The following is a 20,335-nucleotide window of genomic DNA, read 5'->3' as shown; positions in this document are numbered from 1 at the left end:
TATAGTTGTGGTAATGCACGCTGCATCGTCGTTCGAAGAGGAGCCTCCCGTGACCGTTCTTGATGAATCACTTCCTGAGCTGGACTCTCACACCGTGGAGTTCCTGGAGGATCCTAATCAGCTCTTGGGCCGTGGCCCGGGGGACCGGATTGCGGTGGCGCGTGGCCGGGTGGGTAAGGAGTTCTTCGGGTACGAGACCGTTGGTGAGATTTTCCGGGACGACCGGTTGCAGCCGCGGTCCCCGCAGTTCTACATTGACAAGGGTGTTGAGGGTGGGCCGATCCTTGACTATTTGGTCGATGGCAACCTGAGTCTGACGTGGCCCGAGAATCACGACAGGCTGCGGCCCCTGCTGATGAAGGGCTTCCGGCCTAATCGCATCAAGGAAGCGCGAGAAAACATCCGGGGCATCGTGCGTGGGGTTGTTGAGGCGATTCCTGACGACGGTCAGCTGGATCTCGTCACCGAGATGAGCCACCATATTTCGATCCGATCGATCGCCACATTCATCGGGATCCCGGTCGAGGATGTCCCGCAGTTTGAACATGCCACGGTCGAGCTGAGGCTGCTGGGGCAGGAACCTTTCTGGCCAGGCGTGCCACGTCTTGAGACTGCGCTGGAGACAGTTCGCGAATACTCCGAGCGCATTGTGGAGTTGCGGCGTACCACGCCACAAGCCGATCTCATTTCCGATCTCATCGCCGAACGCGACCGGGGAGGAGATGAAGCGATCAGCGAAGCGGAGATTGTTTGGAACGTCGCTGGAATCCTATTGGCCGGACACGACACGACCCGCTACCAGATCGCATCACTTATTCGCAGCGTCGCCGACAACAACTTGTGGCAGGAACTGCGTTCTGACCGGTCGCTCATCCCGGCCGCCGTCCTGGAATCCCAACGACTTCATCCTGCGACGCCTCGCCAGGTTCGCGTCGCCCATGAGGATCTCACTGTGGACGGTGTGGAGCTGCACGAAGGCGATGTCATCACCATGAACATGAGCGGTGCAGGTCGTGACCCGGCATTCTTCACCGACCCCGATGTCATGCGGTTGGACCGCGAGAACCGGTTCGACATCGGTTTCGGTTATGGCTTTCGCTACTGTCTGGGCTTCGCGGTCGCAAAGGCGGAACTCGAGATCACGCTCGACGAGCTGCTCGACCGGTATAGCGACGTTCAGATCGGCGAAGTCACGATCGAACCCACCGGAGTGATTGCCGGCCCCGCTCACATCCACGCGACATTCTCCCGCTGAGGAATTGACATTGAGAATGCGTCATGTGGCAGTGGTGGGCGCAGGCCCATCCGGCCTGTTCGCGGCGCAGGAGCTTGTCGAGGACGACCGCGTCGTGGTCGACGTGTTGGAGCGCCTGCCGACCCCGTTCGGTCTCGTGCGGTACGGCGTCGCCCCTGACCACCCCCGCATCAAGTCCGTGACTGATTCGTTTAGCAACGTTCTCCAGCACCCGCGCGTGCGTTTCCTCGGAGACGTGGAGTTCGGCGTGGCCCCCGGTCGACGCGAGTTGCTCTCGGCCTATGACGCGGTCGTCTATGCGACCGGGGCCGCAGGTGAACGCCTACTCGGGATTAGCAACGACGACGCACTTGGCACGACATCGGCTCGCGACCTCGTGGCGTGGTACTCGGCGCACCCGGACGCTGTGCCTGGTCGCACCGTGGACGCCGAACATGTCGTCGTGGCGGGAGGCGGAAATGTGAGTCTGGATGTGGCACGCATCCTGTTGGCCCCGACCGAGCGACTTCTGAACACTGACATGCCCGAGCACGTGCTGTCAGGGCTGCACACGAGTGCACCACGGACGGTGACCGTTGTGTGTCGACGGCCGCCTCATCAGACGAAGTTCTCCCTCAAAGAACTGCGTGAGCTGGCGACCGTCGACGGCCTCCACGTGTCAGTCGATCCCGGCGATCTGGACGGAATCGACACAGCGAACCTATCGAGGACCGAGCAACGAGTGCTCGAGCAGTTCAGGGAGTGGAGCGCTTCCGGTGAGCAAGGAACACATCTGCTGCGCTTCGCGTTCGCGCGTAGCATCACCGCAATCGGACTCACGAACGGGCGTGTCAGCCGCGTGGAAGTCGACCACCACGCCGGGGCGACCCGCCGCCGCGAAAACCTCACGTGTGATCTCCTCGTTCGCGCCATCGGATATCGCGGGCAGCCACTCCCAGATGTCCCTTTCGATGAAGAGCTCGGAATCATCCCAAATGTCGAAGGGCGCGTCCTTAACACGCAGTCGAGTGCCGTCAACCCTGGCGAGTACGTCGTCGGCTGGGCCAAGCGCGGACCCTCAGGTGTCATCGGTACTAACAAGGCAGATGCCGCTGAGACTGTTGCACATCTCCTCTCCGACCTCCCCGTCGACGGCACGCGCCGACCGGATCCGGCCACCACGTTGCTCGAACACGCCGTTGACTATCGCCGTTGGTGTGCCATCGACGATGCCGAGATCGCACTGGGATCCCGCGCAAACCGTGACCGAATCAAGTTGCACACATGGACGGACCTGCGCCGAGCAGCTTTCGGCAATGTCCTCAACGAATCAGAGGTGATCAAATGGCCTTCGCAATCGGCAGCGACTGCATCGACGTGATGGACCGATCGTGCGTCACGGTCTGTCCCGTGGACTGCATCTACGAAGGCAAACGCCGACTCTACATCAACCCGATCGAGTGCATCGACTGCGGTGCCTGCGAACCTGTCTGTCCCGTTGAAGCGATTCGCTTCGACGAGGACATCGATGACAACGACCCCCGCCTCGAAGAAAACGCATCCTTCTTCCTCGAAACACTACCCGGCCGCGACACACCACTCGGACGAGCGGGCGGCGCACGCAAGACCGGCCCACTCGGCACCGACATCCCCCAAGTCGCCCCGCAGGTTTCATCGACCTGAAGAAAACTCTCCGCCCGAATTCGGTGTGTCGCCCCGATCAAGCCGACTGATGGGACTTCACCAGGCCTCCAGAGAATTACACGGTGGCGGACTCGTTGTCGACTCTGGCCCTACCCATCGCTGCTCTCGCCCAGGCTTAGACCAGCCAAGAGTGGTCATGGCCTCCGCGTGGATCCATCTGTCTCGGGGCATCAGATCCACATTCCCGTGAGGTCGACGACGGACGCAACGACAGCCTGCTTGGGGAAGATCACCTCTAGAAGAATCCTGTGTGCCACCGGGTCGGAATCTGCACAACCATCCGCGAGCACGACCACGCGGTAATCGCGGTCTGCCGCCTCACGGACCGTGGACAGAACACACCCGCTCGTGGTGATTCCGCACAGAACCAACGTGTCGATGCCGCGGCTGGTCAACTGCTTGTGCAAGTCGGTCGTGCTGAACGACCCGACGCGCCGCTTGCGTACGATGAGATCACCTGGGCGAGGCGCGAGATGACCGACCACGGTCGTCTCCGGTGTTCCCGCTGTCATCGACCCATGGGACCTGAGTCGCCAGAACATCGAGTTGGTCTCAGGCACCGCCATTCGCTCAACTCCTGTCAGACCAACGGTGACGAATCCGACGCTCCCGCCAGCGGCGCGAACGACATTCACCGCAGTCGCCACTCGGTCGATCACGTCTTTGGATTCCTCCAGCTGGTCGACTACTGACGGCTGGAAGTCCATCGCGAGCAACAGCGTTCGCGCCGGATCGAGCATGGTGGCCATCTTCAGGATGCCCCTTCGAATTCGGCCCGGCGCAAGGTACGGGTCTCTCGGAGGTGCGAGCAGCGCTCCCTCATCCCTTCCGATGTCAACTTGATGTGCCCCAACACGTCTCCCGCATCTTGACCCGGTAGGCGCACAGCCCAGAGCAAGACAGTGTCGATAAGCATCCACACTCCTTCGATTAGGTATTATTGTAATGATTATCGATGTTAGTGGAGTCGGCGTATAGTAAGCAGCCACCCGTGGTGACACCTTCGGTCAGGCGCTTGGTGAATCATTTTATGAGCAATCAACGAAGAGGTTGAATCATGACGCATTTCGACGACCTGTACCGATATCGGTACAGGGACGTGGGTGTTCCTGTGAGAGGAGCGGCTCGATGACAACTCTCGAAGTTTCTAGCGATCGCGTCGCTTGGCTGCGTTGGATCGACCGCTTCAGCATCCTGCTTGCGGTTCTCGGTGGCACCGCGACGGTGGGCCTCATGGGGAATGTCGTGCTCGACGTGATTGGGCGGTTCTTCTTTAATCGTTCGCTGCCGGGAACGCTCGGCCTGACGCAGTATGCGTGGATGCCTATGTTGATCTCGCTGGGTCTTGGGTACGCGTTGTTGCGGGGTGAGCACATCCGGGTGAATCTGCTGACGGCTCCAACTGGTGAGCGTGTGCAGCGGATCATCGAGGTGGTGGGCATGGTGTTCACTCTCGGCACGATGGTCTTGTTTATCTGGTTCGGCACCGAGAAGGCCGTCGAGGCGATGGGGTTCGGTGAGGCGTCCAGCGTGACATCGTGGCTCGTGATCTGGCCGTACCGCTGGGTGATCGTAGTGGGGATGGCCGGTTTGCTGTTGCAAGCGTTCGCGCAACTCTTGCGCGCGATCACCGCCAAGGAGTTCAGCCCGGTTGATGATGATGAAGTTGCTGTTGCCCTCGAGGCAGAGGCGACGGTGTTCGATGAGCTGGGGCGGGAGCCGGAGACAGTTAGGTATCAGCCCGCTGTTGGCGGCACGGCGTCCGTGACGACTGGAAAGGTGGAGGCTCGATGAGCACAACCTTGCGTAAAGCACCTCAACCGCCTGCGGTGAAGTCGCCGATCGATGTGAAGGAGGCTCTGACCGCCCGGCGGTTCACGATCGGTCTGATCGTCACGGCGATTGTTACCGTCGTGCTGGCCGTGTACGTGCTCGTGGTTCCATCGAACAGGCTCCTCGTCGGGTTCATCATCATTTTGCTGATGATGGCGCTGATGCTCTTCAAGATCCCGATCGGCATCGCGATGTCGATCGCGGCTATTTTCGGCCTCTACCTATTGGTCGGACCGACTGCCGTTGTCGGGACTCTGAAGGAGATGGTCTTCAACTCCTTCGCCTCGTGGTCGCTGAGCGTCATTCCGATGTTCATCCTCATGGGCGTGGCGATGGGTAAGAGTGGGTTGATGAGCGGCGCCTACCTCTCTGCTCGCAAGTGGCTGAGTCGGCTTCCGGGTGGTCTGGCGATTGCGACCAACTTCGCCGGTGCGGGAATGGCAGCCGCGAGCGGCAGCACCATCGGCATCACCTACGCGATCGGCCGGGTCTCGATCCCCGAGATGATCCGTTCGGGCTACAACCCCAGCCTCGCCATGGGCTCGACCGCGATGGCCGGCACCCTCGGTCAGGTCATCCCACCAAGCATCCTGTTGGTGATCTACGCGGGCGTTGCCGAGACCCCCGTCGGACCGCAGCTACTTGCCGGCATGGTCCCGGGCCTCGGACTTGCTCTCCTGTTCACGTGTGTGATCATCCTCTGGGCGTGGATCAGCCCGAAGTCCGCACCGCGCGGGCCGAGCTACCGGTGGAAGGAGCGGTTCGCCTCTCTCATCCACCTGATTCCGGTGCTCATCATCGTCGTCGTCGTTCTCGGCGGAATCTACTTCGGTGTCTTCACCGCGACGGAAGCCGGCGCCTACGGAGCCCTAATCACGCTGATCCTGGGTCTCGGACTGGTTATCGGGCGCTCGCGAAAAGCCGTCAAGAGTGTCAAGCCTGGGGACACGGTGATCCCGACTCGCAAGGTCGTCGGAACCTTCTTCTCCAGCACTCTCATGGAGACGGTGTCAGCCGTGGCCGCGATCTTCCTGCTTCTCGTGGGTGTGAACCTGCTCACCCGTGTGATGGCGCTTAGTGGGTTGGCGCAGTGGGTCGCCGATACGGTGATTGACCTTGGCCTGAACCAACTCAGCTTCTTGCTTCTACTCATTCCGATCTACCTCATCCTGGGGTTCTTCCTCGACACCCTCGCGATGATGCTGCTGACCATCCCGGTGTTCCTCGGCCCGCTGAACGCACTCGACGTCGACCTGATCTGGTTCGGTGTGTTCCTCATCATCCTCGCCGAGATCGACATGGTGGCACCGCCACTGGGCATTTTGAACTTCGTTGTCCTGGCGCTGGCGCAGTCCTCGACGAAGGGGATGGGGCTCAACCTCAAGATCACCGATGTATTCAAGGGCGTGATGCCGTTTATCGCGGCCTGCATCGTGATGCTAATGATCCTGATCGCCTGGCCAGACCTCGCCCTGTGGCTCCCGAACATATCCGCGGCCAACTAACTCCGCACTCTCCAGGAATCGCTGATGCCAGGATGAGCGGAATCCAGCGATCGAAGCTACACCTGAGGTAAGTAGGTGAACTCGCCACCCTCCGCAGCAGGGACGCCGAGCGCATCGCTACAAGCTCCGAATCCAACACGCGCCGGTTTCCGGTCTCGACCTTGTAAGTCGTTGCTGCCTGAAGGGTGTGGCCGCTGTCCATTGCCGACAGTCCAAGCGCTGTCACATTCTTATGTGACACCCGCGCTCAAGCTCCTCGACCGCAGGTGCGTCGAGATCGTCGCGGCGCATAGCATCGCGCACATTGCAGATCCGACAAAAGCATCTATCATAGTTAAGACATATGGAATAACGTGGACGAGGAGCGCTATGAACACCGAGAAGACGACCGCCAAGATCACCGACGAGGGCATCGAAAAGCTCCGTTCTCGCATCGGCATGGCTCAACGGCATCCCGTGCCACCGCACTATCTCAGCCCTGGGACGGATGCGTTCCGGATCGTGGCCAACTCCTACGGTGACGACAATCCGCTTTACTGCGACGCGGACTACGCGGCCAAGTCCCGTTGGGGCCAGCCCATCGCGCCCCCGCCGCTCGTCGGGGGCGACACTCTCATCGGCGAGGACGTGATGAGCGAAGAGGACCTCGCCCGCGAAGGAGACCTCAAGGGGGACCCGCTCAGGGGCGTCCACGCCTTCTACTCCGCCAGCGAACGTGAATGGTGGTCGCCTCTGCACACGGGCCAACAAATCTTGCGCCGCAACGCGCTCGTCGGTGTGCTCGACAAGAGCAGCGAGTTCGGCGGGCGTGCCGTCCACGAGTGGAACGCCAATGTGTTCGCCGATGGCAACGGAAACCCCTTGGCCGGTCAGTACCGATTGATGATCCGGACCGAGCGCGCAGAGGCGGTGAAGCGTAAGAAGTACGACGCGATCGAGCCTCAGGTGTGGACCCCGGACGAGATCGCAGAAATCGACGCCCAGTACGCGGTGGAGGCGCCCCGGGGCGCAGAACCCCGGTGGTTCGAGGACGTCGAAGAAGGCGATCAGATCGACAAGCTCATCAAGGGCCCACTCACCGTCACGGACATGATCGTCTGGCACGCGGGCATGGGCATGGGCGTCTACGGCGTCGCCGCACTTCGTCTCGCATACAAGACCCGTCAGCGGATCCCCCGGTTCTACCATCGCGACGATCAGGGCATGTGGGACGCCATGCAGCGAGTCCACTGGGACCCCGAGTTCGCTCGCCAGTCCGGCAACCCGACAACCTTCGACTATGGCCGCATGCGGGAGACGTGGATGATTCATGCGCTGACCGACTGGATGGGCGATGACGCCTGGCTGTGGAAGTTGCGAGTGGAATTCCGCAAGTTCAACTACGTCGGTGACCTACAGACTATCGGTGGTCGAATCGTCCGCAAGTATCTGGCAGAGGACGAAAACGGGCTCCACCCTGCGGTCGACCTGGAATTGGAGGCAGTCAATCAACGTGGCGAGGTCACAGCACCGGGAACGGCGTCGATCCTGCTTCCGAGCCGCGAACATGGACCCGTGTCCCTGCCGAAGCCCATCGGCGGTGCCACGAACCTCCAAGAAGCGACACAGGCGGCCATCGACCACTTCTCTCGCCGCTGATTGCGCGTTCGTCATTGTGATTATTCCGTCTTCAACGATTGGCGCCCCCATACCGGATGCCGATCGGCTCGGCCAGCACGTAACGGTTGCTTCCGCGAACGGTCCCCTCCGCTGCCGAATGTGGGGTGAGAACAACAACGACGTCGTTCTGCTCGTTCACGGCGCGACGGCGAACCAGCACTGGTGGGACCACATAGCCCCGGAACTGGCAATGCGGCGCACGGTCGTCACGATCGACCTGACAGGGCACGGCGATGCCCGGCACCACGATCACTATTCGCATGACAGCTGGGCGGCCGAGGTCGTCGAGATCGCCACCGCCATCAGCCCGAACGGAGCGCTGACCCTCGTCGGACACAGCATGGGCGGCGCGGTATGTCTGCTCGCAGCACAATCAGCACCGAGTCGGTTCCGACAGGTGATCGTGATCGACGCCATGATTCGAGACGTACCCCCCGAAGAAACGGCGGAACGTCGTGATCGGGCGAGTCGACACCACCGCCGATACGCCACCAAGGACGAGGCACTGGGTCGTTTCCGCACGCTCCCGCCGAGCCGACGCGCGCAGAAGCATCTCCTGCGGCATGTTGCTGAGCGCTCCATCGAGCAGGGGCCGGAGGGGTGGACGTGGAAGTTTGACCTTCGTGTCCTGGGCCTGGGATCGGTGTCACCGGATGATCTACGGCCAACGCGGGTTCCGACGGTGTTGATCCGCGGCGACGACGGTCTGGTCGACGCCGACATGGAACGTCGCATGCTGGCCAAGCTCGGTAGGCTCGCGACGTCTCGAACCATCTCCGACTGCGGCCACCACGTGCCGCTCGAACGTCCTGATCAGTTGATCCGCGAGGTGGAACTCGCACTCACCACACCGATCAGGTCAGCAATCACTGACCCGTGAGCCGCCAAGAGGGCGACCGGCGCTCTGCGAAGGCGCGGGCGCCCTCCCTGGCCTCATCACCGCGCATGACCTCGACTTCAGTCGCCCGTTCGATTTCGTACGCCTCCATGAGCGTGCCGCTGAACCCGCGAGTCACCGTACGCTTGGTCGCGTGAACCGCTGCTGGCGCATTGTCCGCGATTCGCTGTGCGACCTCGACAGCGGTGCTCAGCGCGGTGCCGTCTTCCACCACACGATTCAAGAATCCCCAACGCTCCATATCGGCCGCGGACTTCTCCTCTCCGGTCAGGAGGATCTCCATCGCCACAGCGTAGGGCACCTGCCGTGGCAGCCGAGCCAACGATCCTCCACTGGCCACAACGCCATGACGAACCTCCGGTAGTGCGAAGCGGGCTGACCGGGAGGCGATCCGGATGTCCGTGGCACCCGCCAGTTCCATGCCGCCGCCGAAGCAGATGCCTTCGATCGCCGCGACGACGGGCTTCTGCAGGTTTTGGTCACGCAGGACGGCACGGTGGATTGCGGCCCAGATCGAGCCACCCCCGCCCTCACGATTCGCCGCAGCGACCTCGCGTGAAATGCTGGCCAAGTCGGCGCCGGAACTGAAGTCGCCGCCCGCTCCAGTAATGATCCCGACCCTTGCGTCTGACTGCTCGAGTTCATCCCAGGCCGCAGCGAGCTGACGAAACCCGTCCGCGTCGATGGCATTGCGGCGGCCGCCGCGATCGATCTTGATCTGAAGAACGCCGCTGACCGGGGCCGAGAGGGTGATCATCGATCGGACGAGGGTCGCAGGCGCGCCAGCAACTTCGCGGTGGCCTCCCGGTAGGCGGGGCGTCCCATGCTCCACAGTTGACCGATCTCCTCTAAGTCGATGGCCAGTCGCTCATCGTGGAGAGGAATGCTCGCACGCAGAGAAGCCTTGGTGCGGCGGACGACCTCGGGTGAACGCGCCGCCACGCGCGTGGCGAGCCTGTTCGCCTCCCCCATCAGGTCGGCGTCGTCGACGACGCTCCACACCAGGCCAAGATCCAGCGCTCGTTCGGCAGTGAGCTTCTCGCCCATCAACACCACGGCCGAGGTCGCCTGCTTGCCGATCGCATTGTTCATCCGCCAGAGGTAGCCTCCCCCCGGATGGATAGCGATGTCGAGGAACGTCGCATCAAACTTGGCCGAGCGTGCAGCAACACGTACATCACACGCCAAAGCGAAGTTGGCGCCCGCACCGATCGCCGGTCCGTTGATGGCCGCGATCGTTGGAACCGACAACAGGTGAACCGCGCGGAAGCCACGGTAGAGAGGCGCGAGATCGAAATCGGGGTTGGCCAGCGCGTCAACGTCCCCGCCCGCGGAGAACACTGAGCCGACCCCGGTCACCACCACTACCTTCACCCGGGAATCGGCTTCGATGCGCTCACACGCTGCTTCAACATCAAGACTCATCTGCCTGGACACGGCATTGCGCCGTGCGGCATCGTCGAGCGTCAGTGTCGCTACCCCGTCGTCACGAACCTGCAGATCCACCAAAGATTGTTCGACAGTCATTTTCACACGGCCTTCCTTGACCAAGGCGCAGGGTTGCTGCACCGATTTAGGGGTTCATAATCATCTGCGATGGGTACTGACCATCGCCCAAAGCCTCGAAAGGGCCCGGCACCTTAGGCATGCGCAGCACACGTTCGATCAGGACCTTCTTGTTGACCTCGGGGGTTCCACCTTCGATGGTGTTGGCTCGGCTCCGCAGCATCCTTTGACTTCGCTCGGCATCGTCGAGGCGTACTGGTCCGGTTCGCCGGCGTCTCCGTCGCACGCGCGACGAAATTGGTCCACTGCCGGACGCCCTCCTCAAACCACAACTTGACGATGTCGTGGCGCACGGCGGGATCGTTCCATCCACCGGCCAGACCCTCGTCTGAGCGGTGGCGCGCGAGCCTGGACAAGTGTGAGGCGTTCCTCGCGCCCACCCGGTCGACTCCACCGGTGCAGGCGCCTGCCACCATTCGCCGTTCTTCGTCGAGCGTGGCCTGTGCAACGCACCAGCCCTCCCCCATCTCGCCGACGCGTTGCGAGCCCCCAAGGTGCCATCCGGTCAACGACAACCGGGCATTGCGAGTCCGCCTCGACGAGTCTTTGACGGTCTGTGATTCGTTGGCAAGTGCCGCGACGTCAAGTCCGGTCTGAACCGTCTTTCCCGCGCCGGGGACGACGATACAGCGCACAGAAGAACCCTCTTCGAACTCACGCCAGACGCGCAAAAGCACAGACATCACCGGTTCTCCTTCCACACTATGACCTATATGGATAAGATAGCAAAGAAACAACCCGTTACGCGATGAGGGGTGCGACGATCGAATCCTCGACTGATGGCACATCGATAGATGAGTTCGGAGCGATTGGCGCAAGCTCGCCTCCGACCTCGACCTCCCCACCGTCAAGCTGCCGTCGCCATCTTGGTCATCGGCCGAACGAATGGCGGCGAGACCGGTATCTTTGCCGTCGAGTCGAGCGACGTAGTCGTCACGCCCGTGGTCGCGCTCGATCAGACCCGCAAGTTGGCACGCGTGGGGTCCCGGTCGGCATCGGCCGTACGGATCGGGCTCCGCGGACGCCCACATCGAGTCCGCCAGCGAGTGACCCACCGCCTAATCGAGGAGAATGCAGTCATGACTTACGAAACCATCATCGTTGAGCGCAACGGCCACGTGGGATGGCTTATCAATAACCGCCCGGAAGCCCTCAACTCCCAGAACGTCCAGCAGCGTGACGAGATGGCGGACGCCTGGCTGGAATTGGAGAACGACCCGCATGTTCGGGTCATCGTTCACACTGGTGAAGGCCGCGCGTTCCACACCGGTGCCGACATCCGAGAGGTGTCCGAGGCCGGTATGGAGCGATTCGAGCGCGACATGCTCTCGTTCAATCTCCACTTCTCGTCGTGGCATCAAAATGTCAGCAAACCGGTCATCGCAGCCGTCAACGGGCTGTGTGTCGGCGGGGGTCTGCACTTCGTGGCGGACGCGGACATCGTCATCGCAGCGTCGGACGCGCAGTTCTCCGATCCTCATGTCTCAGTTGGTCAGGTCACGGCGGTCGAGACCATCGGTCTGGCGAAGCAGATGCCTTTTGAAGCCGTGATGAGAATGGCACTCCTCGGCCGCCACGAGCGGATATCGGCCCAACGCGCCTACGAGCTGGGCATGGTGAGCCAGATTGTCGATCCGCCTGAGAAGCTCCGCGAGGAGGCGCAACTACTCGCTGAGAAGATCGCCCGGAACTCCCCCGCCGCCATGCGTGCCACGAAGAAGGCACTCTGGTCGGCACTTGAGATGGGGCTGACCGATGCGTGCCGACTCGGCTCGCAGCATCTCATCAGCGTATGGGGTCACCCCGACCAGGCAGAGGGGCCGCGAGCCTTCGCCGAGAAGCGCGACCCAATCTGGCAGCAGCCGCGGTGACGAAGAGCAGGCCCGCCTCAAGCATCGGAGCGGAGCTGCGCAACGCGGCTCGGGAGGCACCCGCTGACGTGGCCTGGTTGCACGGCGAGTCGGCCACCACCTTCGGCGAGCAGTGGGCGGAGGTTCGCGAGGCCGCCGCCGCGCTGGTGAGCAAGGGTGTTCGACTCGGCGACCTCGTCATCGTGTGGGCTGCCAATGACAGACCGACGGCCGTCGCGCTGCTCGCCGCGGCGACCGCAGGTGCGACGATCGTCCCGATCAACACCCGCTACACCGCCGCGGAGGTCGAGCACATCATCGGCCGCACCCATCCGGTGCTGGTGATGGCGCCGGCTGAAGCGGGAGGCAGGGCCATCGCCGAGGAAGCGCTGCGCATTGCCGGTGATGTTCCTGTCGTGTGTCTCGGTCCGGTCGCTCCTTCCGGGACCCTTCCCTGGACGGCACTCATGGCCGGAGTGGACAGCATCTCGCTTGCCACGATCGACGCACGCGTGGACTCCATGACCGGCGAGGAGGTCGCAATCATCCAGTTCACCTCGGGTACGACGGGCCGACCGAAAGGAGTTCGGCTGCGGCAAGGACCCCTCCTGAGGACGAGCGCCGCGTGGGCCGATGTCGCCGGGTTGCACCGCGGTGACACCTATCCGGTAGTGTATCCGCTCGCCCACATCGGCGGGTTCAAGACCGGACTCATCACGACACTGGTGGCCCGGGCCACCGCGATCCTGGTCCCCATTGTGCGAGCCGAGTCGATCGTCGAGATCATGAACCGCCATCGCGTCACATTCTTCAACGGCCCACCCGCCGTACTGCGAACCCTGCTCGATGAGCGTGACGCCGGAAAGCTGCCCGCGGCGAACACCCTGCGAACCGTCGTAATGGGGTCGGCGATCGTCCCGCCGCAGTTGGTCCGGGACCTTCGCAGCACGCTTGGCGTCGAGGACGTGATGATCTCTTATGGACTCACGGAGGCAACCGGCGTATGTCTCATGACGCGGCGGGGAGACTCCGTCGATCTGGTGAGCGAATCGCTCGGGTGCGCACTACCTGGTGTCGATGTTCGCACTGATGGTGCGACTGCCGACGAACCTCGCCCCATCGAGGTTCGGGGCGACAACGTGATGCTGGGATACCTGGACGACCCCGAGGCCACGGCCGCAGCCGTTCGTGACGGATGGCTCGACACCGGCGACACCGGCTGGACCGATGAGTACGGATACGTCCACATTGCCGGGCGATCCACCGACATGCTCCTGGTGGGCGGTTTCAACGTCTATCCGGCAGAGGTGGAGAACGCCCTCGCGGAGCACGCCGACATCAGTCAAGCCGCAGTCGTGGGGCTTGAACACGAACGCCTCGGAGAAGTGCCGGTGGCGTTCATCGTGGCACGCGCGGGCGCCACGCTCACGGTCGACGACGTCATCACGCACGCCCGATCCCGCTTGGCGAACTACAAAGTGCCCCGCGAGATCCGGATCCTGCCCGAACTCCCCCGCGGGCACGTCGGTAAGATCGATCGCGCGACCCTGCGGGCCCGTGCGTCAGGACTACAAGCCGAGTCCTGACGCACAGTCGCTCCTCTACACGACCGTCAGATCGAGCGGGCCTTGGCGCCGGTGAGGGCTTGTTTCCAGTTCGTGGGGATGTTGCCCTCGATGAGCCAGCCGGACGCTTTGCGTCTCGTGCGGGCACCCCGCGTTCCTTCTCGCATTCGCGTGCTCGTTTTGTCTTCGATGTTGCAGATCGCGAGCCAGCGCAGCTTCGGCGGTGGTGTCGTTGGGGAAATGGCCCCGGCTCTTGATGATTGCGCAGCTGATAGGTCAGCGACTCGATCGCTCACCGAGCAGGCGTATTACAAGTGACTCAAGTCGCCGCTCTCGACGCGTGAGGCTGAGGAGGCTCATCTGAACGGGGCGGTGGAATTGGATCAGTTCTGTGACAATGGCGGCAAACCAGGCATGTGCACCGGACAGCCGGGGCGGCTCGTCATCGCCGAGTTCCCACGCCACAGAGACGCCCCTCTTGTCCTCACGCGCAAAGAACGCAGCAACGTCTGCTTGGTCAACACTGAGGACATTGATGCCCACAATAGTTGCTGGACGAAGCTTGGCCAGCAATGACGACTTGTTGGCGAGTGAGACCAACACAGTGGGTGGGTGCATCGAGAGGGACATAAAAGCGCTGACCGTGGTGCCGTACGGCTTCCCGTCCGCATCGGTGGTGACAACAGCGACGGAGGTCGGGACCCGGGCCATTCCAGCACGGAAGTCCTCAGCCAGCGCAGTGAATTCAATTGATTGTGAGGTCATGGGTGCACCGGCCGGACAGCGTCGTGGGACAGATGGGCCGCGATGCTCCGTAGCACGTCTGTGGCGTTTGACACCGTCGCCGGATCGGTGCCGCTGAGGGCTTGCGAGAGGATCTCGCGTCGCGCGGTATGGATACTCTCCAAGGCTTGCGCCCCTTTGCCGGTGATGCTGATGAGGAACGCGCGTGCATCCGTGGGTACCCGTTCACGCCGAACCAGGTCGTCGTTCTCCAGCCGCTTCAAGCGTGGAGTGATCGACGAGACATCCACGCCGTGACAGGCAGCGATATCAGAGACCCGTAGCGCACCGTAGGCGTCAAGATACTCCAGCAGTGCCCAGGATGCCGGGGGCAGATCGTAGCCGCAGCGCTCGGCAACCTCACCATACGTCGCACGATCAGTCAGCGACCGCAGCACCGCAGCCAGTGAACGTTCCAGGTCATCGAGAACCTCATCCATGTTCGCCACAGTAATGTTCGAGTCAAGAGAAAACAAGTTGGGCCCAACTAACTATATTCTGTATCGTGGATTACGCCCCATTTCCCCGATGTCGAGGAGCGTCTGTTCATGAAGCTGTCCATTGTTGATCTCGGGACGGTGGCGCCCGACACCACCGAGAAGGACGCTCTGGCCGATGCGCTGGAGACCACACGCCATGCTGAGCAGCGGGGCTTCCACCGCATCTGGTTCGCCGAACATCATCTGAGCCGCTCGGGTGCCTCGCACCACCCCGAGCTCCTCATCGCGGCCGCCGCGATGGTTACCTCCGAGATCCGATTAGGTTCGGGGGCGGTACTGATGAACCACTACAGCCCGTTCAAGGTAGCCGAGATGTTCAAGCAGCTTGAGGCGATGGCTCCGGGCAGGATCGACCTGGGCATGGGCCGCGCCACCGCGGGACCGGTGCTCGATCTGGCGCTTCAGCAGAACAGACAAAACCCGGCACAGGCCGACCATCAGCAGCAGGTGCTGGAGACCTTGAGCTGGCTCTACGAGACATTTCCTGACGCCCACCCATTCACCGGCCACCCATTGATGACGACTGTGCCCGAGGTGCCGCAGACCTGGCTACTGGGCTCCAGTCCGAACGGTTCGAACCTCGCCGCCGGCCTCGGTATCGGCTACACGTTTGCCGGGTTCATCAACCCTCTGGGCGCCGCTGCGGCGCTGCGCCACTACCGGGAGAACTTCGCCCCTCAAGGTTTCGGGCTTGACTCCCCGCGGGCGATCCTGGCGGTCAACGTCGCAGTTGGCGACACTACCGCCGACGGCCTGCACCTGGCCAATTCGCCGAAGGGCTTCTACTCCAGGCTCAGTCGTGCTGGCCGTGCCGCCGGATCGGTCGTAGTACCTGCCCCCGATGAAGCCGCGCGCGAGATGACACAGGCCGAGAAGGACCAGCCAACGACCATCGTCGACGGCCAGTGGCCCAGGTTCGTGGCCGGCGGACCCGATGATGTGCGCGCCACCTTGGAGCAAATGATCGCCGAAAGCGGTGCCGATGAAGTGATGATCCAAAACCTCATCGCCGACCCCGCTGCCCGACGCCATTCCCACGGACTCCTCGCCCAGGCGTTTGGCCTCACACCGCGGTCCGTACCGCGCGTGGAAACGCTGAAATCAGTGGAGACAGCGCGGTGAAGTTCGCAGACTACTACGAGATCATGCAGACCATCGCCCGCTACGGACATGCCCTCGACGCTGGCACGGCCCCATTTGACCAGATCTTCACGGACGACGTCGAGCTCGACCTCACCCACGCGGGTCCACCCGGCCAGCCGGGACCTGTCATCAAGGGGCGGCAACACGTTCTCGAAGCCATGACCGGGTCGGCCGACGATCCGCACACCTACCGCTCAGCTCTCACACGCCCCGCACTCTCCCACCACACCACCAACAGCGAGATCGTCGCTGACCATGGTGATGAGGTCGAGGTCCGCAGCAAGTTCCTCCGCCTCGGAAACAGCCAGCCCGGCCCCATGCCCATACTGATCGGCCAATACCTCGACACGCTCATACGCACCATTGATGGTTGGCGCATCAGCCGACGCGAAGTCATCTCTCACGGACCATGAGAGACCAGCAATAAAGATACGGTGAGCGGCTCACATAACCGACACGACGGTGACATATACGCTGCGTCGCCCCCACCCCGAGCCATCGATCGTTTGGTAGCGTCTAAGAAGGTCCGCCTGCGGCCCGGCGCACTGCCGCCACGAGATCGGAGAAGGACATGAAGGCTTGGGAGTTTCCCGGAGTAGGTCAACCGTTGCGTCTGGTCGACAAGCCGAAACCCGAGCCCGGGCCCGGTGAAGTACTGGTCCAGATCAAAGCTGCGGGCATGTGCCACAGCGACGTCGGCTTCCGCGAGGGCTCTCTCACCGCGCTTGTCTACACGCCGATCGTGCTCGGGCACGAATGTGCCGGCATCGTCGAGTCGTGGGGGGACGGTGTCACCAACATGCAGGTGGGTGACCGGGTCGGCATCGTCGGCATCGACTACACGGCACCCGGAGTGGGCCGCGACGGAGGCTACGCCGAGTACGTGATCGCCAAGGTCCCTGAGATCGTCTCCATCCCCGAAGGAGCATCTTTCGCGCAGGCCGCGATGGGTGTAGACGCCGGTGGCACCGCGTACAAGGCCGTCAGGTCAGTCGGGCAGGTGTCCGCCTCGTCACGTGTCGGGATCATCGGCCTCGGTGGTCTCGGTCAGATCGGTGCGCGCACGGCCTCCCTCACCGGAGCCACCGTCTACGCGGCCGAACCCGGCGAACTCAACCGCTCCCTGGCCGCCGGGCTGGGCGTGACCGAGTCGTTCGAGGATGCCTCGTCCTTCGAAGGCCTCGACCTCGATGTCATCATCGACTTCGCGGGCTACGGCACGACGACTGCGGTAGCTGTCAACGCCGTGAAGAGGGGCGGCACGGTGGTGCAGGTCGGGCTCGGCCGTCCCGAGGCGACCATATCGACGCAAAGACTCGTCCTCGACGAGATCCAGCTCCTGGGGTCGGTCGGGACCACTCCGGCAGACGTGGCAGCCGTGTACGATCTGTTCGCCTCCGGCGGCCTGGCGCCACAACTGCACCCGATCACATTCGACGAGATCGGGGAGACATTGGAGAAACTGGTGGTCGGAAGCACCTTCGGTCGGATCGTCGCCGAGTTCTAAAGTCCGCGGTGGCACCACCTACCGCCCGCCTTTAGAAGTTTCATTTCTTGGCCTTCGGGGCGAGCGATGGCGTGGAACTGATCGAACAGGCCAGCACCACGTAGCGCGCGCTACCAGGGATGCATGTGGAGCATCCCACCCAGGGCGTCTACGTCACGCGACCACTCAGGTCCGTATGCGACGCTGTCGATGCCGTTCAGTTGCAGCGCACGGGCAAGGGTCAGACTGCCAGCCCGGCTCCAACGACGGAGATTGTCACGACCGCTCCGGCATAGCGGATCGCGCGGCAATCTCGATCTTGATCGCCTCGCGCAACCCTCAGACGTGAAGCTGTGCCGATTCAGGTCAGTACACCCTTCGAATGCGACCGGCGTGAGGCCTTGTTGGTCGGCCCGTTTGGATACTCCGACAATCGCTTCTCACCAGGTCTTTTCGGTGGGCCTAGTTTTGCTTGCCAGTTTTTCTTGTCAAATCTGGTGCAATCGCAACCAAGCAGACGGGGCGCGCGAGGCTGACCTAGTCGGCTCTGAGTACGCGCTACACGACTTCAAAGAGGCCAGCGGCACCCATTCCGCCACCGACGCACATCGTCACGACGACGAGCTTCGCGCCACGGCGACGCCCCTCAATGAGCGCGTGCCCAACCATACGCGCACCCGACATCCCGTAAGGATGTCCGATCGAGATCGCTCCTCCGTTGACGTTGTACCGGTCGGGATCGATGTCCAGAAAGTCGCGACAGTACAGCGCTTGGCAAGCGAAGGCTTCGTTGAGCTCCCAAAGGTCAATGTCATCGACCGAAAGTCCGTGCTGCTTGAGGAGCTTTGGCACAGCGACGATCGGACCGATGCCCATCTCGTCTGGCTCAACACCGGCGACTGCGATCCCCCGGTAGATGCCCAGCGGTTCGAGACCACGACGGGATGCCTCGCCCGCTTCCATGAGTACGGACGCAGACGCGCCATCCGAGAGCTGCGATGCGTTCCCGGCGGTGATCGTCGCGATCCTCGCAACATCTCCGTCATTCAGGACGGTGCGAAGACCAGCAAGCCCTTCGAGCGTCGTCTCGGGGCGGTTGCCCTCGTCTTTCGACACCGTCACTTCACGGACGGCGATCTCCCCCGTCTGTCTGTCTCGCACCTCCATCGATGCAATAAACGGCACAACTTCGTCATCCAGCAGACCCAACTCCTGTGCACGTGCGGTGCGTTGCTGAGACACCAGCGCGTACTCGTCCTGAGCTTCACGCGAGACCTTGTATCGCTCGGCGACGATCTCCGCAGTGTTCAACATCGGTAGGTACGTGCCCGGATGCTGAGCAACAAGCCAGGGATCTTCGGCTCTATACAGGTTCAACTTGTCGTTCTGCACCAGCGATATTGACTCGAGTCCGCCACCGATCGCAATCTGTTGATGATCCACCACAATCTGCTTCGCAGCGATCGAAATTGCCATCAACCCAGACGCGCACTGCCGATCGACCGTCATACCGGGTACGCTCACTGGAAGTCCAGCGCGCAACGCCGCCTGACGGGCGACGTTCGTCCCGGTATTGCCCTGCTGCAGAGCCACACCCATCACTACGTCTTCGACCTCGGCGACATCCACCCCCGCACGATCGACCGCGTGCGAAATCACGTGACCGGCTAGCGCCTGTCCACCAGTATTGTTGAACACGCCCCGATACGCCCGACCGATCCCGGTTCGCGCTGTCGAAACGATCACTGCTTGTCTCATGTTCACTCCGCTAAGGATTGGGGCTTCTAAGTAAGGATGGGGCCTTACACGACCTAAGCCACCCGGTCAGTCCGTCGGTCCGCCAGCGACGTAGAGTACCTGTCCTGAGACGAAGGCTGCCTCGTCGCCGGTGAAGAACGCGGCCGCGGCAGCAATGTCTTCCGGGAGCCCAGCGCGCCCAACTGGGATGTTCTTTGCCACTTCTGCGAGGAAGTCTTCGAAGGTCATCCCGAGGCGTTCAGCCGTCGCGCGAGTCATTGCGGTCTGGACGAACCCGGGGGCAATCGCGTTTGCGGTCACTCCGAACCGACCCAGCTCGATCGCGAGCGTCTTCGTGAAGCCTTGCAGTCCCGCTTTCGCTGCCGAATAGTTCGCCTGCCCGCGGTTACCTAACGCTGAAGTGCTGGACAGATTCAGGATCCTCCCCCAGCCAGCCTGCACCTGGTGCGCTTGCACCGCGCGTGACATCAGGAAGGCACCGCGCAGATGAACGTCCATCACGGCATCCCAGTCGTCCTCAGTCATCTTGAAAAGCAGGTTGTCGCGCAGGATTCCAGCATTGTTTACGAGAATTGTTGGTGCCCCGAGCTGTTCACCGACGCGCTCAACCGCTGCGGCAACATCGGCGGAAGCGGAGACATCTGCTCCGATGCCGATCGCCTCGCCACCGGTGGCACGAATGGATGCCACGACGTCTGCCGTGTCGTCCTCACGTAGGTCAATCACTGCCACCCGACGACCAGCAGAGGCGAGGCGCAGCGCAACTGCTGCACCGATGCCACGGGCGCCACCCGTGACAATCGCCGTTCTCTTTTCCGTCATTTGAATTCACTCCTCGTTAGAACGGATGT

The 20,335-nt window shown here is 62.5% G+C and carries 19 protein-coding genes and 1 pseudogene; 12 read left to right on the top strand and 8 right to left on the bottom strand.

All coding sequences use genetic code 11. The features are described from left to right. The first annotated feature begins 49 nt into the window (after positions 1–49). From ACW5CM_RS02090 to fdxA, 3 genes are read left to right on the top strand one after another with little or no spacing between them, the layout of a single operon-like run. On the top strand, positions 50–1,255 hold the full coding sequence (locus tag ACW5CM_RS02090; protein ID WP_457124012.1) for a cytochrome P450: 1,206 nt from the start codon (positions 50–52) through the stop codon (positions 1,253–1,255). A gap of 16 nt (positions 1,256–1,271) precedes the next feature. Continuing rightward, on the top strand, positions 1,272–2,615 hold the full coding sequence (locus ACW5CM_RS02085) for an FAD-dependent oxidoreductase (RefSeq protein ID WP_457124112.1): 1,344 nt from the start codon (positions 1,272–1,274) through the stop codon (positions 2,613–2,615). Continuing rightward, positions 2,579–2,917, top strand: coding sequence for a ferredoxin (gene fdxA, locus ACW5CM_RS02080; protein ID WP_457124011.1), 339 nt, complete (start codon positions 2,579–2,581; stop codon positions 2,915–2,917). The genes ACW5CM_RS02085 and fdxA overlap by 37 nt, the downstream gene beginning before the upstream one ends. 191 nt (positions 2,918–3,108) lie before the next feature. Here the strand turns inward: fdxA and ACW5CM_RS02075 are convergent, their stop codons facing one another. Next, complete coding sequence (locus ACW5CM_RS02075) at positions 3,109–3,687, bottom strand: cysteine hydrolase family protein (protein ID WP_457124010.1); 579 nt, start codon at positions 3,685–3,687, stop codon at positions 3,109–3,111. A 379-nt stretch (positions 3,688–4,066) separates the two neighbouring features. Between ACW5CM_RS02075 and ACW5CM_RS02070 the strand changes: the two genes are divergently transcribed. The 4 genes from ACW5CM_RS02070 to ACW5CM_RS02055 all read left to right on the top strand — a co-directional run bounded on the left by ACW5CM_RS02070 (position 4,067) and on the right by ACW5CM_RS02055 (position 8,815). Further along, positions 4,067–4,732, top strand: a complete 666-nt coding sequence (locus ACW5CM_RS02070) for a TRAP transporter small permease subunit (protein ID WP_457124009.1) — start codon at positions 4,067–4,069, stop codon at positions 4,730–4,732. After that, positions 4,729–6,276, top strand: a complete 1,548-nt coding sequence (locus tag ACW5CM_RS02065; protein WP_457124008.1) for a TRAP transporter large permease — start codon at positions 4,729–4,731, stop codon at positions 6,274–6,276. Before ACW5CM_RS02070 ends, ACW5CM_RS02065 begins: the two co-directional genes overlap by 4 nt. Before the next feature lie 369 nt (positions 6,277–6,645). Next, entirely contained in the window at positions 6,646–7,914 is a 1,269-nt protein-coding gene (locus ACW5CM_RS02060) for a hypothetical protein (protein WP_457124007.1), read from the top strand. A 118-nt stretch (positions 7,915–8,032) separates the two neighbouring features. Then, positions 8,033–8,815: an alpha/beta fold hydrolase gene (locus tag ACW5CM_RS02055; RefSeq protein WP_457124006.1), complete on the top strand. Its 783-nt coding sequence runs from the start codon at positions 8,033–8,035 to the stop codon at positions 8,813–8,815. On the opposite strand, the gene ACW5CM_RS02050 is transcribed toward ACW5CM_RS02055, so the two are convergent. Beyond that, positions 8,802–9,590 carry an enoyl-CoA hydratase/isomerase family protein gene (locus ACW5CM_RS02050; protein WP_457124005.1) on the bottom strand — a complete coding sequence of 263 codons (789 nt, stop codon included), beginning with the start codon at positions 9,588–9,590 and terminating at the stop codon, positions 8,802–8,804. The two genes, ACW5CM_RS02055 and ACW5CM_RS02050, sit on opposite strands and share 14 nt — an antisense overlap. Continuing rightward, a complete protein-coding gene (locus tag ACW5CM_RS02045; RefSeq protein ID WP_457124111.1) occupies positions 9,587–10,360 on the bottom strand; it encodes an enoyl-CoA hydratase-related protein in 774 nt (257 codons plus the stop codon). Before ACW5CM_RS02045 ends, ACW5CM_RS02050 begins: the two co-directional genes overlap by 4 nt. Before the next feature lie 1,118 nt (positions 10,361–11,478). Between ACW5CM_RS02045 and ACW5CM_RS02040 the strand changes: the two genes are divergently transcribed. Both ACW5CM_RS02040 and ACW5CM_RS02035 read left to right on the top strand, forming a co-directional pair. After that, entirely contained in the window at positions 11,479–12,270 is a 792-nt protein-coding gene (locus tag ACW5CM_RS02040; protein WP_457124004.1) for an enoyl-CoA hydratase/isomerase family protein, read from the top strand. Then, positions 12,267–13,835, top strand: coding sequence for an AMP-binding protein (locus tag ACW5CM_RS02035; protein WP_457124003.1), 1,569 nt, complete (start codon positions 12,267–12,269; stop codon positions 13,833–13,835). The genes ACW5CM_RS02040 and ACW5CM_RS02035 overlap by 4 nt, the downstream gene beginning before the upstream one ends. Before the next feature lie 26 nt (positions 13,836–13,861). Here ACW5CM_RS02035 and ACW5CM_RS02030 read toward each other — a convergent pair. The 3 genes and pseudogenes from ACW5CM_RS02030 to ACW5CM_RS02020 form a co-directional block, all read right to left on the bottom strand. Then, positions 13,862–14,106: pseudogene (locus tag ACW5CM_RS02030) on the bottom strand (IS256 family transposase); the annotation flags it as partial. Then, the gene (locus tag ACW5CM_RS02025; protein WP_457124110.1) at positions 14,091–14,525 is read right to left on the bottom strand and encodes a flavin reductase family protein; all 435 of its coding nucleotides are present in this window, start codon (positions 14,523–14,525) and stop codon (positions 14,091–14,093) included. The gene ACW5CM_RS02025 and the pseudogene ACW5CM_RS02030, both read right to left, overlap by 16 nt. Before the next feature lie 50 nt (positions 14,526–14,575). Continuing rightward, on the bottom strand, positions 14,576–15,037 hold the full coding sequence (locus tag ACW5CM_RS02020; protein WP_457124002.1) for a MarR family winged helix-turn-helix transcriptional regulator: 462 nt from the start codon (positions 15,035–15,037) through the stop codon (positions 14,576–14,578). A gap of 108 nt (positions 15,038–15,145) precedes the next feature. Here ACW5CM_RS02020 and ACW5CM_RS02015 point away from each other — a divergent pair, with 108 nt between their 5' ends. The 3 genes from ACW5CM_RS02015 to ACW5CM_RS02005 all read left to right on the top strand — a co-directional run bounded on the left by ACW5CM_RS02015 (position 15,146) and on the right by ACW5CM_RS02005 (position 17,747). Then, complete coding sequence (locus ACW5CM_RS02015; RefSeq protein ID WP_457124001.1) at positions 15,146–16,219, top strand: MsnO8 family LLM class oxidoreductase; 1,074 nt, start codon at positions 15,146–15,148, stop codon at positions 16,217–16,219. Next, positions 16,216–16,653, top strand: a complete 438-nt coding sequence (locus tag ACW5CM_RS02010; protein WP_457124000.1) for a nuclear transport factor 2 family protein — start codon at positions 16,216–16,218, stop codon at positions 16,651–16,653. The genes ACW5CM_RS02015 and ACW5CM_RS02010 overlap by 4 nt, the downstream gene beginning before the upstream one ends. 158 nt (positions 16,654–16,811) lie before the next feature. Further along, positions 16,812–17,747, top strand: coding sequence for a zinc-binding dehydrogenase (locus ACW5CM_RS02005; RefSeq protein WP_439289770.1), 936 nt, complete (start codon positions 16,812–16,814; stop codon positions 17,745–17,747). A 537-nt stretch (positions 17,748–18,284) separates the two neighbouring features. Here the strand turns inward: ACW5CM_RS02005 and ACW5CM_RS02000 are convergent. Continuing rightward, positions 18,285–19,484: an acetyl-CoA C-acyltransferase gene (locus ACW5CM_RS02000; RefSeq protein WP_457123999.1), complete on the bottom strand. Its 1,200-nt coding sequence runs from the start codon at positions 19,482–19,484 to the stop codon at positions 18,285–18,287. A gap of 66 nt (positions 19,485–19,550) precedes the next feature. Further along, positions 19,551–20,306: a 3-oxoacyl-ACP reductase FabG gene (gene fabG, locus ACW5CM_RS01995; RefSeq protein WP_457123998.1), complete on the bottom strand. Its 756-nt coding sequence runs from the start codon at positions 20,304–20,306 to the stop codon at positions 19,551–19,553. Positions 20,307–20,335 lie beyond the last annotated feature (29 nt).

It is taken from the genome of Microbacterium wangyouchuni (assembly GCF_054072595.1).
This window is presented reverse-complemented; position numbering and strand designations above follow the sequence as displayed.